This window comes from Auritidibacter sp. NML120636 (genome assembly GCF_003185945.1).
Lineage (GTDB): Bacteria > Actinomycetota > Actinomycetes > Actinomycetales > Micrococcaceae > Auritidibacter > Auritidibacter ignavus.
In genome coordinates, this window is the sequence record NZ_QHLO01000019.1 from 1 (window position 1) to 14,224 (window position 14,224).

Annotated in this window: 9 protein-coding genes and 2 pseudogenes; 7 read left to right on the plus strand and 4 right to left on the minus strand. The window is 60.4% G+C overall.

Annotation, left to right across the window (positions count from 1 at the left end; all coding sequences use genetic code 11):
* Positions 1-126: 126 nt before the first annotated feature.
* Positions 127-384, plus strand: a pseudogene (locus tag DCC25_RS11120) (transposase); the annotation flags it as partial.
* A 648-nt stretch (positions 385-1,032) separates the two neighbouring features.
* Here the strand turns inward: DCC25_RS11120 and DCC25_RS11125 are convergent.
* The 3 genes from DCC25_RS11125 to DCC25_RS11135 are packed head-to-tail and all read right to left on the minus strand — an operon-like array spanning position 1,033 to position 6,136.
* Positions 1,033-3,405 carry a GNAT family N-acetyltransferase gene (locus tag DCC25_RS11125; RefSeq protein WP_110100066.1) on the minus strand — a complete coding sequence of 791 codons (2,373 nt, stop codon included), beginning with the start codon at positions 3,403-3,405 and terminating at the stop codon, positions 1,033-1,035.
* Entirely contained in the window at positions 3,402-4,721 is a 1,320-nt protein-coding gene (locus DCC25_RS11130; RefSeq protein ID WP_110101735.1) for a lysine N(6)-hydroxylase/L-ornithine N(5)-oxygenase family protein, read from the minus strand. Before DCC25_RS11130 ends, DCC25_RS11125 begins: the two co-directional genes overlap by 4 nt.
* Positions 4,718-6,136 (minus strand): pyridoxal-dependent decarboxylase, encoded by a 1,419-nt coding sequence (locus DCC25_RS11135; protein WP_122549552.1) that lies wholly within the window; start codon positions 6,134-6,136, stop codon positions 4,718-4,720. Before DCC25_RS11135 ends, DCC25_RS11130 begins: the two co-directional genes overlap by 4 nt.
* Positions 6,137-6,410: 274 nt before the next feature.
* Here DCC25_RS11135 and DCC25_RS11140 point away from each other — a divergent pair, with 274 nt between their 5' ends.
* The 4 genes from DCC25_RS11140 to DCC25_RS11155 all read left to right on the plus strand — a co-directional run bounded on the left by DCC25_RS11140 (position 6,411) and on the right by DCC25_RS11155 (position 10,405).
* On the plus strand, positions 6,411-7,478 hold the full coding sequence (locus DCC25_RS11140; protein WP_158524786.1) for an ABC transporter substrate-binding protein: 1,068 nt from the start codon (positions 6,411-6,413) through the stop codon (positions 7,476-7,478).
* 106 nt (positions 7,479-7,584) lie between these two features.
* A complete protein-coding gene (locus tag DCC25_RS11145; protein WP_370443929.1) occupies positions 7,585-8,496 on the plus strand; it encodes a FecCD family ABC transporter permease in 912 nt (303 codons plus the stop codon).
* On the plus strand, positions 8,496-9,569 hold the full coding sequence (locus DCC25_RS11150) for an iron chelate uptake ABC transporter family permease subunit (protein ID WP_110101739.1): 1,074 nt from the start codon (positions 8,496-8,498) through the stop codon (positions 9,567-9,569). The genes DCC25_RS11145 and DCC25_RS11150 overlap by 1 nt, the downstream gene beginning before the upstream one ends.
* Positions 9,570-9,574: 5 nt before the next feature.
* Positions 9,575-10,405, plus strand: coding sequence for an ABC transporter ATP-binding protein (locus DCC25_RS11155; protein ID WP_110100060.1), 831 nt, complete (start codon positions 9,575-9,577; stop codon positions 10,403-10,405).
* Between the two features lie 64 nt (positions 10,406-10,469).
* Here the strand turns inward: DCC25_RS11155 and DCC25_RS11160 are convergent, their stop codons facing one another.
* Positions 10,470-11,144, minus strand: coding sequence for a response regulator transcription factor (locus DCC25_RS11160; protein WP_233488086.1), 675 nt, complete (start codon positions 11,142-11,144; stop codon positions 10,470-10,472).
* Positions 11,145-11,657: 513 nt separating this feature from the next.
* Between DCC25_RS11160 and DCC25_RS11165 the strand changes: the two genes are divergently transcribed.
* Positions 11,658-12,908 (plus strand): IS256 family transposase, encoded by a 1,251-nt coding sequence (locus DCC25_RS11165; protein ID WP_110101740.1) that lies wholly within the window; start codon positions 11,658-11,660, stop codon positions 12,906-12,908.
* Between the two features lie 133 nt (positions 12,909-13,041).
* A pseudogene (locus DCC25_RS11170) lies at positions 13,042-14,038 on the plus strand (IS481 family transposase).
* The last annotated feature ends 186 nt before the right edge of the window (positions 14,039-14,224 follow it).

Here is a 14,224-nt window from a genome sequence, read left to right on the forward strand (position 1 = left end):
AACGGACGACTCGAACACCTGCGCGGATCCGCCCTGGGCTTCCGGAACCCAACCAACTACATCGCCAGGTCCTTGCTCGAGAGCGGAGGATTCAAGCCCCGTCTACACCCTCGATTGTGAAGAGCCCGCAAAGTCTGGTCCAACAACCCCAACGAGAGACTCAACCGCGAGATCCGCCGCCGCACCGATGTCGTGGGGATCTTCCCCGACCGCGACTCCATCACCCGGCTGCTCGGAGCGGTGCTGGCTGAGCAGCACGATGAATGGGCAGAAGCCCGCCGATACCTCTCGCTGGAATCCATCGAAACAGCCCAGGCCCTCGAGCCCACCAGCAGTCAAAAGGTGAGCACCACAGAGCCCACCCTCGAAGCCATCCCCGCCTGAACACACCCTGAAACGAGACCACACCCCGAACACGACTCATACACCACTACTCAGGACTTGACCTGGCATTCGCTTGCTTCTCCCTATGGGCAGTCTCTCCCTCAAGAAGTCTCATACCTCAGGCATAACCCACCAACTCGCGTAGGTGCCCTCGACGGATACCCCACAGATGTGAGAGTGCGACCGTCGAGGGCACCTTTCCGTGAGCCCTCGAAAGTCGGCGGATAGTCCTGTCTTCCCTGTAGTGGGTGTTCAGGGCCCGACTCCTATGCAAAATCAGCGAACTCAGCTACGTGCTGAATACATCGAGGGTGGAACTAGCAGGGAGACAGAGCGCTGCACCTTCGTCGGCTCATAGGCATGAGTTCCTAGGAGTGGCAGGCGGCGAGCCGCTGAAAGCGGGCTAAGATCCTGTAGGGCTGTGGTCAGATAGTGCTTTCTTCGCAAGGCTTGGTCTGCGCCCGGAGGGGAATAGTGGCATTAGTCAGCTGGGGACCACGGCAGAAACCCCGGGACAGTCAATAAGCTTGTTGGTGAGGGAGCCGTCCGTGAGCAAGTCTTTGTAGCGCTTCGGGGCATCGTGGGCTGCCATCGATGGAACTGTCCTACCACGCTAACCCGCGCCTCAACAGGGTTAGCTCCCGGGGATCAGGCTTGCTGTTCTCCAATGGGGTTGCTGACCTGCCCTACATAGATCAGGGATCCTGCGGTGTCTTCAAGGCTGACCATCTCTAGGGTGTTCTTGAGCTGGAGGCGGTTGTGGCAGCACTGGTCGAAGGATTCTGGTGTGAAGTCGATGACTCGACGCCGGCCAGGACTCTGTGCTTGTTGTGCGGCGATGGTTTCTGAGACCAGTGCCCAGAACTTGTCCTCGGGGAGTACGCGGTCGACGTGCAGAAGGGCACCCAGGTGGCGGAGGAAACCGATGAAGACGTCGGTGAAGATTCTTTGGGCGTGTTCGGTGGGGTCTTGGATGCGGCGTAGTTCTCCGAGTTCCGGGGGCAGGGGGCGGTCGCCGAGGATTCCGATCTCTTCTCCGAGGTCTTTCATGAGAACACCAGTGACGACGCCTTCCCGGATGCGGAGGATGAGGTTCTCTCCGTGGGGCATGAAGGCTAGCTCGTGGGCCTCCAGGCAGTGCACCAGGGGCGCGAGGTAGCTGGTCAGATACTGCCTGATCCATTCTTGGGCACTGAGGCCGGAATGTTTGATGAGTTCGGGGGTCACGGCGGTTCCAGCAGCGTCGCGGTGAAGCAACGCGGCCATGGTCATTAGCCGCTCTCCTTGTTCCAGACGGGGAATGGGACTTTCCCGCCAGAGGACGGAGAGCATCTTCTTCTGATCAGACCGTCGTGGTGTCTGGTGATAGACGTCTCCAGTGAAACCGATGGCGGCGTGTTCTCGGAGCACGTCGAAGTTCATCTGTTGGAGTACAGGGTCGGTGCGTACTGTTTGGGCTACCCAGTCGCTGATGGCTGGGGCGAACCGCATGAACTCAGGAGATTGGCCTCTGAGGAACCCCATGTTCTGGATCGACAGCGCGGTCTTGACGTAGGACCGCTGTGGGTTGGAGCGGTTGAACGTGGTGCGGATTGATTGCTGGGGCTGGTAGAGGTCCTCGGCTTCGCCCAGCACGATCAGATCATGTCTTGCGATCTCAGGGGCGAAGGTGATGGCCACCCGGTGTCGGAACTGCCACGGGTGGACCGGCATCAACGTGTACTCGGCGGGGTCAAGGCCCTGATCGTTGAGCTGCTGCTCGAATTTCGAGAGTGTTTCTGTTCCGAGTTCTGAGTTCCAGTGGTGGTTCTCGGCCAGTCCTTTACCGAGGGTGACTTCGGTCTTGTTTCGGCGGGCTGCCAGCCAGAGGTACCGGAAGCGTTGTCCGGTTTCGGGGGCGTAGGCAAGGAAGTCATCGAGACTGAAACCGATGCGACCGTTGGTGGCCACAAAACAGGGGTGTCCTTCGGTCATCGACGCTTCAGTCTGCTGATAGTCACCAGCGGTATCGAGGTCTCTGCGGCCGCGGGCCAGCTGCTCTGCGGTGGGGCCGCCGATGTGGTGCTTATAGGCTGCACTGGCCAGGGTGGAGGCGATCTCCTCCAGATAGGTATCCAGCAGGTGTTCTGGAATGGCGAGGGCAGAGTTGAGTTCAATGATCAGTTCTTGGGCGTTGAGTTCTGTCTTTGCGTCTCCCTGGAGTCGCTGGAGACTGGCTTGGTCGATTTCCCAATGGCTCAGAGCTAGATGCTGAGCCTGGAAGCGGTAGGTGCTCTCTCCGGCTTTCACGCTGAACCACTGCTCTTCTGCGGTCTCGTCGTCGAGCTGCTCAGTGCTGGTCTCTGCATGTGGGGTGATGAGCTTTTCGTGGGCGAATTCGGAGAGCGCTTTGGTCACCAGGTGGCGTTGTGCAACGGCCATAGCTGCAGGTTCAAGGTGATCTGTGAGCCCTGCGCCGGCTGCGGCAGTTTTGTCTTTCTCTAAGACGCTCAGTGCTGCTCGTTTGCCGGGAAGGTCGATCTCTCTGAGGAATTGGAACCCTGCTTCTTGGTTCTTGCGGTGGATTCTGGTGTTCTCGATGTCTGGTTCCACCACGATGCGCCGGGCGCCGGTGTTGAAGCACAGTTCGACTGTGGCTTCCATGACCTGTGTGGTCAGTCCGTGCTGCCTCAGGGCCGGGTTTTCTGGGGCGGGAGCCACCAGTAGGTGCATGCCGATGTCATCGTCTTCTGCGGCGAAGACATCAGTGAGCAGAACGGCTTGGGGGTTATAGGTTTCGATATAGGCCACCGGTCCGGCCTCGGAGTGAAGCAGCCATCCCTGTTCGTCCTGAGAGTCAGTGATTGCTTGGAGGTATTGCTGGACTTGGCTCTGGGTGTAGTGGAGCATCTGCCAGTACTTGGCCGAAGGATGGGTGAGCCACTGATGCAGCAGCGGCGCATCCCTGTGAGGGTCGATGGGATGCGCGGTAAACCTGTGGGTGAGTTGCCAGGTCGGGGCGTCAAAACTAAGAGTGGTCATCGGGGAAGCTCCTGAGGGGTGTTGTCAGCCAGTGGGCCGAAATGTTGGAACGCTATTTTCCGCTCGATGGGATAGATCTCTTTGCCTGTGATGCAGGCGAGGATGGTCGCATTGCGCCAGGCGCCCATGCCCAGATCAGGGGCGGTCAGCCCGTGAGTGTGTTCCTCGGCGTTCTGGACGAATATGCGTCCTCCAAGAGTGTCCACGTGGTAATCCCTAGTGACAGCGAGCCGGTTTTTGGAGTCTCTGGTGATGAGATCGCCCAGGGGGTTTAAGAAGTGGGGTTCTCTGGGCCGGTAGCCTGTCGCGCAGATGACGTGGCTGGCTTCGCGGCGGAAGGTCGTCTGTGTCTGAGTGTGGCGGAAGACCAGTTCTCGTCGGTTGTCTGCCGAGCGGCTGGTGGCTTCCAGCAGTTCGGTATCGGTGAGCAATGTGGTGGCAATCTGCTCATGTACTGAGTGCTGGTAGAGAGCGTCGTAGATCCGTGCGATCAGTTCTGAGCTGATGCCCTTGTATAGTCCGCGCTGTTCTCGTTGGAGCTGGTCCCGGACGGCTTCGGGCAGGGCATGGAAATGGTCGGTGTATTCCGGGGAGGTCATCTCAAGGGTGAGCTTGGTGTCCTCCATGGGGAAGAACCGCGGTGACCGGGTGATCCATTCGAGTCGATACTGGTGGCCTGGTTGTGTTTCGAGCAGGTCGAGATAGATTTCCGCGGCTGATTGGCCGCTTCCGATGATTGTCAGCGAGTCACCGTCGAGAAGTTCGTCCCGGTGGTGCATGTAGTCCGATGAGTGAATGATTCCGGTGAGGTCATCGCCGAAGACCGGCGGGGCCCACGGTTCTGTACCTACACCGATGACGACGTGCCGAGCCTCGAAGGTGCGTATTCCTTCCGGGGTGATGGCTTGGACGCGGAAGAAATCGGCCTGTTGGTCATAGGTGATCTCTTCGACGTGATGGCCCCACCGCAGGTTCGGCAGATTCTCGGCTGCCCATCGGTAGTAGAGGTCGAATTCACTGCGCAGAGCATGAACATCTTCTCGGATATAGAAGGGGTATAGACGCCCTCGTATCTTGAGCCAGTTCAGGAACGAATACTCTGAGGTCGGATCCGCAAGTGTCACCAGGTCTGCCATGAAGGGCACCTGGATAGTTGCCTCTGGGAGCATCATCCCTGGATGCCAGCGAAACTCCGGCCGTGAATCGAGAAAAAGGGTGCTGAGGCCGTCCACTGGCTGGCTCAAGCAGGCCAATCCCAGGTTGAAGGGGCCGATGCCTACACCGAGGATGTCGTAGGGCTGGGGGTGCTGGGTCATACTGCGACCTCCTCTGGGGCAGGTTTGACCTGGTGGTCCCTGTGCAGCGATTCGGCCACATCGGCGACGTCTTCAAGAACAGCCCTCACATCAGCAAGTGTTGTGGCCGGGTTCAGAAGCGTCAGCTTCAAGCACGGGAGACCGGCGAGGACCGTCTTAGCGATCATCGCCTTGCCGTTGCGCTGCATCGTGTCCCGAATTCCACTGACCATCGCTGCAGCGGTATCCGGGTCGACTCCCTGGGGCTGCCAGCGGAACAACACGGTGGACAGATCGGTGCTGGAACACAGCTGCAGGTCAGGGTGTTCCGTGATGAAAGCATGGGCCTTTTCGGTCAGGTCAAGCACCTGATCGATCGATCTCCCCAAACCGTCAACCCCGGTACTGCGCAGGGTGGCATAGAGCTTCAGGGCGTCAAAAGGTCTGGTGGTCTGCAGGGATTTATCAACTTGATTGGGCTCCTGCGCGCCCTCCGGGTTGAGGTAGTCCGCGTGCCATTCTGAGCCTCGTAGGTCCTGCGGGTACTGAATAACCAGCACCGAACAGGTGATGGGCTGGAAGAACATCTTGTGGAAGTCCACCGTGACGCTGCGGGCCCGTTCGATGCCCTCAAGCATGCTTCGGCGAGTCGCAGAGACCAGCAGACCGCCTCCATAGGCCGCATCTACGTGGAGCCACACACCATGGTCATCGGTGACATCAGCCACATCGATCAATGGATCGATGATGCCTCGGTCCGTGGTGCCGGCAGTAGCGACTACGGCCATGGGCTGGAATCCGGTGCTTTTGGAGCGGCGAATTGCCTCATCCAGCGCTTCCGGGCGCATTCTGCCCTCGTGGTCGACTGGTACTTTCACTGCTGCATCGGCTCCCAGGCCCAGCACCATGGCGGCTTTCTCCACGCTGAAGTGGCTTTCTTCGCTGGTGAACACCACCTGGCGGGACTGGCTCACCGCCCTAGAAACCTGCGGCAGCACCCCGAGTGCGGCTTCTCTGGCTAAGAGAAGAGCTTGCATGTTCGACTGCGTCCCACCCGAGGTGAACACTCCATCACAGGAGGAGAAGCCGACCCTCTTCCCGATCCAGTCGACGACGTGGCGTTCGATGAACGTCCCGATACGAGACTGATCGTAGGTGTCCATCGAGGTATTGACAGCAGCGAGCATGGCCTCGGCCGCTACCGCTGTAATCTCCACCGGGCAGTTCAGGTGCGCCATGTAGTGCGGATGGTGGAACCAGACCGCTTCAGCCAGGAACAGCTCATCAATCTCTCGAAGGGCTCCACTGGGGCCTATGCCTGGGCTATCGAGATTGATCGCTGCCACTCTCGCCTCCAGGTCTCCAGCCGCAGAGTTGGTGGCTGGTTGAGAGCGGCCCTCCAAGTGGCTGCGTATTCGGACTGCTGCCTCGCTCATGAGGGCTTCGTATTCACCGGATGATGTGCTGTTCAGCATCTTTGCTGACTCGCTCTGAGGCTCACTCATGAACTTAGGGTAACCATAATGAGAGAGGTTACGTAAATATGACCTATGCTCACACGTTGGGCGCAGAGGGCGGTCGAGACGAGGCTATGGCATGGATGAGCTTCACATTTGTGTCGGACTTATGGCAGGCCTATAATGATTTCGCAAGCTGCCCCTTACCTATTGCTGGCCTGGGTCGCCAGCGGAGATCTTCATGGAGGAAGTTATGAACAGTGTGGTTAGACGGTGGTCAACAGCCGGTGGTGCGGTGGTGCTGGCCGCTTCTTTGGCGGCATGCTCAACCGGAGCAACTGGTGGTGAGGATGAGGACTCTGGTTCCGACACGGGGGTGGCGGCAGCAGAGGATGCTTTCCCCCGCACCGTTGAGCATGCCTTTGGGGAGACCACGATCGAGGAAGAGCCTGAGACGGTGGTGGCCATCGGGTGGATCAACGGTGACATCCTGATGTCTCTGGATGTGGTGCCCGCCGGCATGGGCGAGATTTCCTGGGGCACCAACGAGAACGGCTCCACTGACTGGATCGATGCTCAGCTCGATGAGCTCGATGCAGAGATGCCGACCCAGATCGATGAAGGTGACGGGATCAACTTCAGCGAGATCGCTCAGCTGGAGCCCGATCTGATCGTCAACGTCATCGGAGCCATGAGCCAGGAGGACTACGACCAGCTCAGCGAGATCGCTGATGTGGTGGCCTTCGACGAGGGTGGGGAGAACTACACCACCGGGTGGGATGAGGCGACTTTGAAGATCGGTGATGCCCTGGGACGTCCTGATGATGCCCAGGAGGTTGTCGACCGCGTCTCAGAAACCCTGGCGGGGGTCACCGAGGACAACGAGGTGCTGCAGGATAAGACGATCCTGGCGGGCCGGCTTTCTCCTGATTCTGATTCGAAGGTCGGTATCTACGCGCCCAATGACACCCGGCCGATCATGTTCGAGCACATGGGCTTCGAGCTGGCGCCGGTGATGGATGAGATCGACTTCGCCCCCGGGGAGTTCAGCGGCTCCTTCTCTGCGGAGCGGGCTTCAGAGCTGGAGTCGGATCTGTTCTATACCTGGGCTGATGACCAGGCCCAGGCCGAAGCCATCCCTGAGGACCCGCAGCTGCAGCACATCCCAGCTTTGCAGAATGACGCGATGATCATCCAGTACGACAACCACCAGGCCAACGCCATAGGCACCTCACCGGCGGCTTTGGAATGGCTGGTGGAGGAAAGCGGATTCGTCGACGAGCTCATCGAAGCCGCAGAGAATGCTGAAGCAGCGAACTGAGCTGGTGACCCGCCCTGTTCTGACCAGGAGGCTCTTCTGGTTTCTGGCCCCGGTGGTAGTGGCGCTGGCAGTGTTCCTCAGCCTTGCCGTCGGGGCCCGCACTGTGGTGGTCGGCTTCGAATTCGGTGCGGTCGCCGATGTTCTCCTCGGCGGCACCACAGAGGGCGAGCTTGCCGACACGGTCTCGGTCCGGCTGCCGCGTACTGCGGTGGCGATCCTGGTCGGGCTCGGCCTGGCTGTGTGCGGGGCTGCCATGCAGGGGCTGACCCGTAACGCGCTGGCTGATCCGGGCATCCTGGGTGTCAACAGCGGCGCGGCCATGGCAGTGGTCCTTGGCATCTACCTCTTCGGTCTGGCCGGGCCCTGGGCCTATGTCGCCGCTGCCTTCACCGGAGCCATCGGAGTGGCGATCGTGATCTACCTGGTCTCCGAGAAATCCGGGGACTCCCCGTTGACCGTGGTGCTGGTGGGAACAGCCATCACCGTCGGTGCTGCCTCGGTGATCTCAGCGATCATCGTGCTCAGCCAGGAGACCCTCAGCTCTTTCCTGCTCTGGCAGGTCGGCTCTCTGAACCGCGGGGACTGGGAGATGGTCCTGATCCTGGGAGCAATCGCCCTACTAGGGGTGCTGGTGCTGATCGTTGAAGCCAGAAACCTGGACAACCTGACTCTGGGAGATGAGTCCGCGACCTCGCTGGGGATGAATGTGGCCCTGCATCGCGGGGTCATCACCCTGTGCGTAGCTGTGATCTGCTCCGCGCTGGTGGCCCTTGCCGGGCCTATCGGTTTCGTGGGCCTGGTGGTTCCTCATATTGCACGCAAGTTTGTTGGAGGCAGCTATCTCAGGATCATCCCAGCCTGCTGTCTGCTGGGTCCGATGCTGGTGTTGGGCACCGACGTGATCGGCCGAGTCATCCTGCCCCCAGCCGAGGTGCCCATCGGTGTGGCCACCGCGGTCGTCGGAGCCCCGGTATTCATCATGCTGGTGCGAACCGGCCGTAAACAGGTAGGTGTCTGATGCCCACGGTCACATCACATTCCTCCACACGTAGGCGCCGGGTCGCTGTTCCTGTCCTTGCTGCGTGCCTGACCGTCCTGGTGATGGGGCTCTCTCTTGTCCGGGTCCTGCTGGGTGATTACACCATCGCGTTCGTGGACTTCTTCCGCATCCTCGGGGGCGAAGAGATCCCCGGTGCTGGTCCGGCCCGGTTCATCGTGATGAGCGACAGACTGCCCAAAGTGGTGCTGGGAGTGCTGGCCGGAGCAGCTTTCGCACTGTCCGGGACAATCTTCCAACTGTTGCTGCGCAACCCCCTGGCCAGTCCCGATGTCGTCGGGGTCTCTGCTGGAGCATCCCTGTTTGTGGTCATCGGGCTGGCTTCGTTCTCGCTGAATGGCATCCACCAGGTCGGTGCAGCCCTTGCCGGTGGGTTCAGCTCAGCGATCCTTGTCTGGCTGCTCAGCCGCGGCCGCCGACGCAGCCGTCACGGAGTAGGCAGCCCCCATTCGGTCGGAGCACAGGCCTCCTCCTCGGTGAAGTTCGTCCTTGTCGGCATCGGGGTCTCAGCAGTAGCCACCTCCCTGGTGACCTACATGATGCTGCGCATGCACATCGGCCAAACTTCAGATGCTGTGCTCTGGACCCGTGGATCCCTGAGCATGGCCACCTGGGACCGGGTCCAGTACATGGCAGTGCTGCTGGTCATCTGTGTGGTGCTGCTGTCGCTGCTGGCCCGGAACCTGCACATGCTCTCCAGCGGAGACGAACTGGCCCACGGCCTCGGGGTCAACGTGCCAGCCACCCGCAGAGCACTGCTGTGCCTGGCCGTGATACTGGTTGCCGGGGCCACAGCTCTGACCGGGCCGATCATGTTCGTCGGCTTCATGGCAGGCCCCCTGGTCCGCCTGGTGCTGCGCGGCCGCGACAGTCTCATCTGCTCAGCGTTGGTCGGTGCACTGCTGGTCATCACCGCCGAAGTCGTCGGCTCCATGCTCATGCCACGAACCGTCCCGGTCGGTGTGATCACTGGAATCGTCGGAGTCCCCGTCCTGCTGAGCATCATCCTGACCCGAACCATCAGAAAGACCTAACACCCATGACCACCCTCACCCCCGACACCGGCACACACCAGGAAACTGGGCCCGAGCCGGTTCTGAAAGCCGAGGCCATCACGGTCGGCTACGGCGGCCCGGCCGTTCTCAAAGATGTCTCCGTGGAATTGCCCAGCGGGAAAGTCACCTCCATCATCGGACCCAACGGCTGCGGCAAATCAACCCTGCTGCGCACCTTCGCCCGCCTCAACAGCCTCTCTGGCGGCTCAGTCGAGGTCACTGGCAGACCTATCACCAGCTACAGCAGTAAGGAGTTCGCCCGCACTGTCTCCCTGCTGCCCCAGACCCCGGTGGTCCCCGAAGGCGTCACCGTGGCTGAGCTGGTCGCCCGCGGCCGCTACGCCCACCGCAGAGTATTCGGCGGGCTGACGCGAAAAGACCGCCGCATCATCGACCAGGCACTCGAACAGACTGGGGTCACGGACCTTGCTGAGACTGCTGTCTCAGAGCTCTCCGGAGGGCAGCGCCAGAGAGTCTGGATTGCCATGGTCTTGGCCCAGGACTCGCAGATCCTGTTGCTGGATGAGCCCACCACCTACCTGGACCTGAACCACCAGATCGAACTGGTCGACCTGCTGCAGCAGCTGAACCGTCAGACCGGCAAGACCATTATCATGGTCCTGCACGAGCTCAATATCGCCGCCCGCTGCAGTGACCGCATCATCGCCATGCGAGACGGCAATATCGTAGAAGACGGCGCCCCGGTAGAAGTGCTCACCGAGGCCAACTGTCACGACATCTTCGGCCTCGACGCAGCCGTCCTGCACCCCGAGGAAACCGGCACACCCGTGGTGGTCGGTAAAAAGGGGCGATGAGCCCAAACGGGGAGCTCTTACCCTTCGGTGTATACACCGGTTCCGCCGATTCGCCACGGAGCCATCAGGGAGAAATGTAACGGTATTGAAGGGCGCGGACTACGAGCTGAGCTAGGTTCTCAGCGTAGAGTTTCTCTCTTAGTTTCTTCACATGGGAACGGACTGTCCATACGGTGATGCCCTGGCGTTTCGCGATTTCTTCGTAGCCGTGCCCGTCTGTGATGAGTATGAGAATGTCACGTTCGGCTGGAGTCAAATGGGGAACCACTACGGGCGTATCAGGAAGCAGGTCGCCACTGATCACAGTGTCTTGGGCTAGGCGTTTCAGCAGTCTTGGATCATCTCCCTGAGCGGCAGCCAGAACGATTTTTCGCAAGTCAGCTTCTGACGCAGTTTTCCGAGCGACCGCTAACGCGCCGGCCTCTAGAGCGCGAGCCAGCCCTGGCCCAGGTGAGACCGTGGTGAGCACGATAATACGTGCTTCTGCGTCGAACTGACGGATCTTCTCAATAGCGGTCACGCCGTTCATACCCGGGGACATATTCAGGTCCATCAGCACAATATCGGGAGAGGACGAGCGATACGCCTCGACTCCTTCAGCTCCATCCGATGCGGCGATGACAATCCGGATTGCGGGGTCTTTCTGCAATGCCATGTTGATGGCCTTGGTGGTCCACTTATCATCATCAACCACCAGGACCGAGATCGGCTCTGAGGGAGTGGGGCGCGGGCTAGTCACAGACAGTACTTTCGATACTTGGGCTTATTGATGAGACGCCATAACTTACATTGGGTCGGCTTCGCGTAAGCTTCTGCGGTTGCTTCGACCGATGTTACAAGTGCGGTTGATTGTCCGGGGGAGCTCTTGGGCTCGTAGCGGCGTTTGGGCTTCGGGAGTCGGTACAAGTGTGGACAGCAGGAAGAGCGTGGTAACTAGAGTCTTCATGCCCCCATGAGAAGCCGGTGCTCATGTGTAGAGCATCCCTCATCTGAGGGTCGCCTGTTCGCCTGCGGATGTGATCGGCAGAGTCACAGTGACGGTGAACTGCTGTTCTTTGAGTTGTGTGTGACAGGTTCCACCTAGGCTGCTGACCCTGTTCGCGAGGCTCTCTGGGGCTGGGGCGTACTCGGCAGTAGCGTCCGGGATAGTGGTGTACGAGCCTCGGTGAGCCGGCTGTTGGAATGACAGTGACGGCCACCGCGTGTTCTTTCGAGTGAACCTCTCACAGCACTCTCGAAAGGAGCCACGACGATGACCGTCACCCCTTCCAGTATCGACCTGAAGGTCCTTCTGGAGAAAGAGGTCCTGCAGGCCTTTCCGGACCTGATTCGGGAACTGCTGCAGATCTTCATCAACACCCTGCTCTCGGCCGAGGCTGACGCGGTCTGTGGGGCCGAGTACGGTGCCGGTGATGCATCCCGGAGCAACCGGCGCAACGGTTACCGGCACCGAGAGCTCGATACCCGGGCTGGGACCAGCGATGTCGCGGTGCCGAAGCTGCGGGAAGGATCCTACTTCCCCGACTGGCTGCTGGAGCGCACAAAACGCGCGGAGCGGGCTCTGACCTCGGTGGTGGCCACCTGCTACCTCCTCGGTGTCAGCACCCGCCGGATGGACAAGCTGGTCGGCTCTTTGGGGATCACCAGCCTGTCGAAGTCCCAGGTCAGTGACATGGCCGCCGAGCTCGATGAGCAGGTCGAGGCCTTCGGCACCCGGCCGTTGGATGCCGGGCCCTACACCCTGGTCGCCGCAGACGCGATGGTGATCAAGGTCGGTGAGCATGGGCGAGTGATCAACGTCCACGCGCTGATCGCTACCGGAGTCAACAGCGACGGATACCGTGAGATCCTCGGGGTCCAGGTCACCTCTGCTGAGGACGGAGCCGGATGGCTCTCCTTCTTCCGCGACCTGGTCGCAAGGGGCCTGTCCGGGGTCAAGCTGGTCACCTCTGATGCCCACCCCGGGCTGAAGGCCGCGGTGGCCGCGACCCTGCCTGGGGCAGCCTGGCAGCGGTGCAGGACCCACTACGCGGCGATCCTGATGAGCATCACTCCCAAGCAGCAGTGGCCAGCAGTGCGGGCGTTGCTGCACAGCATCTATGACCAGCCCGGCCCTGAGGCCGTCCATGTCCAGTTCGACCGAGTCGTTGAGGACCTCGATGCCAAGCTGCCCAAGGTCGCTGACCACCTCGCCGCCGCCCGGGAAGACATCCTGGCCTTCACCGCCTTCCCCAACCAGATCTGGCGCAAAGTCTGGTCCAACAACCCCAACGAGAGACTCAACCGCGAGATCCGCCGCCGCACCGATGTCGTGGGGATCTTCCCCGACCGCGACTCCATCACCCGGCTGCTCGGAGCGGTGCTGGCTGAGCAGCACGATGAATGGGCAGAAGCCCGCCGATACCTCTCGCTGGAATCCATCGAAACAGCCCAGGCCCTCGAGCCCACCAGCAGTCAAAAGGTGAGCACCACAGAGCCCACCCTCGAAGCCATCCCCGCCTGAACACACCCTGAAACGAGACCACACCCCGAACACGACTCATACACCACTACTCAGGACTTGACCGGGTGTGATTTAGGGAAGACCTCCGGGCAGTATGGGGTTACCACAACTCCTACCTAACCCGGAGGTCTTCATGACTCACGTTAACGCATCTTTCAGCCCGGTGGGGCCTCAACGCATCGCCGGGCTCATTGTTGATGATGGATGACCGATACGCCAAGCCGCAGAACGCTTCCCATGCTCACCGGCTACCGCCAAACGATGGGCAGACCGTTACCGGGCCGCACTGCCCATGACAGACCGTAGTTCCCAGCCCCACACCTCTCCCAACTAACGTCCTGCCAAGACCGAACAAGGAATCATTAACCTGCGGTTTAACCGCAAGTGGGGGCCACACCGGGTCAGCTACCACCTGCGTATCCCACGCTCGACTGTGGGGCGTGTCCTGGAGCGCTACAACATGCCCAGGCTCTGCGATATCGACCAGGCCACCGGGCCTCCCGTCCGCAAGCCCAAACCCAAACGCTACGAAGCCGCCGCTCCAGGGGAGCTGGTTCACATCGATATTAAGAAACAGGGCCGGATCCCAGACAGTGGTGGCTGGCGAGTCCACGGCCGGGGAAGCGAGGGTCACCATGCGGCCCAACGGAACAAGATACAGGCACGTAAAACCGTGCCAGTTCACGGATACCGGTATCGTCACCACGCGGTTGATGACAACTGCCGGGCCGCGTATTCAGAGATCTTAGATGATCAGAAGAAAGAAACCGCAGCCGGCTTTTGGAAGCGAGCTAACGCATTCTTCAACGATCTGGGAAACACTGTCAAAGCGGTCATAACTGATAACGGTGCCTGCTACCGCTCAGCCGCTATTGCCAAGGCACTCGGTGAGGGTGTCAAGCACAAGCGGACCAAGCCATACCGACCCCACACCAATGGCACGGTGGAAAGATTCAACAAGACTCTGGCATCGGAATCGGCTTACCCCCGGGCCCTACACCAGCGAGAACGAACACGCTGATCCCTACCAGGCCTGACTCCATCACTACAATCATCACCGACCCCACACCGGCATCGGAGGTCTCACCCCAGCTGAACGCGTTCACAACCTCGCGGGGAAGTACAACTAGCCAATCGTCTTCGGTGTCGTGCTTTTTTCCGACGACAAAAGAGATCCACGCGCCAATGCGGCTCATCGTAATTGAGAGTGTAGAACCGGTCTGAAGCCGCCGGACTCGAGCAGACATCTCGCGATGTAGTGCGTGAGGTTGCGGAAGCCGAGTGCTGAGCCCCGTAGGTGTTCGAGCCTGCCATTG

What these genes read in the sequence shown, in the direction of transcription:
- DCC25_RS11125 (WP_110100066.1), bottom strand. Translation starts at nt 3,405, where the DNA reads ATGACCACTCTTAGTTTTGACGCCCCGACCTGGCAACTCACCCACAGG.
- DCC25_RS11155 (WP_110100060.1), top strand. Translation starts at nt 9,575, where the DNA reads ATGACCACCCTCACCCCCGACACCGGCACACACCAGGAAACTGGGCCC.
- DCC25_RS11140 (WP_158524786.1), top strand. Translation starts at nt 6,411, where the DNA reads ATGAACAGTGTGGTTAGACGGTGGTCAACAGCCGGTGGTGCGGTGGTG.
- DCC25_RS11150 (WP_110101739.1), top strand. Translation starts at nt 8,496, where the DNA reads ATGCCCACGGTCACATCACATTCCTCCACACGTAGGCGCCGGGTCGCT.
- DCC25_RS11130 (WP_110101735.1), bottom strand. Translation starts at nt 4,721, where the DNA reads ATGACCCAGCACCCCCAGCCCTACGACATCCTCGGTGTAGGCATCGGC.
- DCC25_RS11135 (WP_122549552.1), bottom strand. Translation starts at nt 6,136, where the DNA reads ATGAGCGAGGCAGCAGTCCGAATACGCAGCCACTTGGAGGGCCGCTCT.
- DCC25_RS11165 (WP_110101740.1), top strand. Translation starts at nt 11,658, where the DNA reads ATGACCGTCACCCCTTCCAGTATCGACCTGAAGGTCCTTCTGGAGAAA.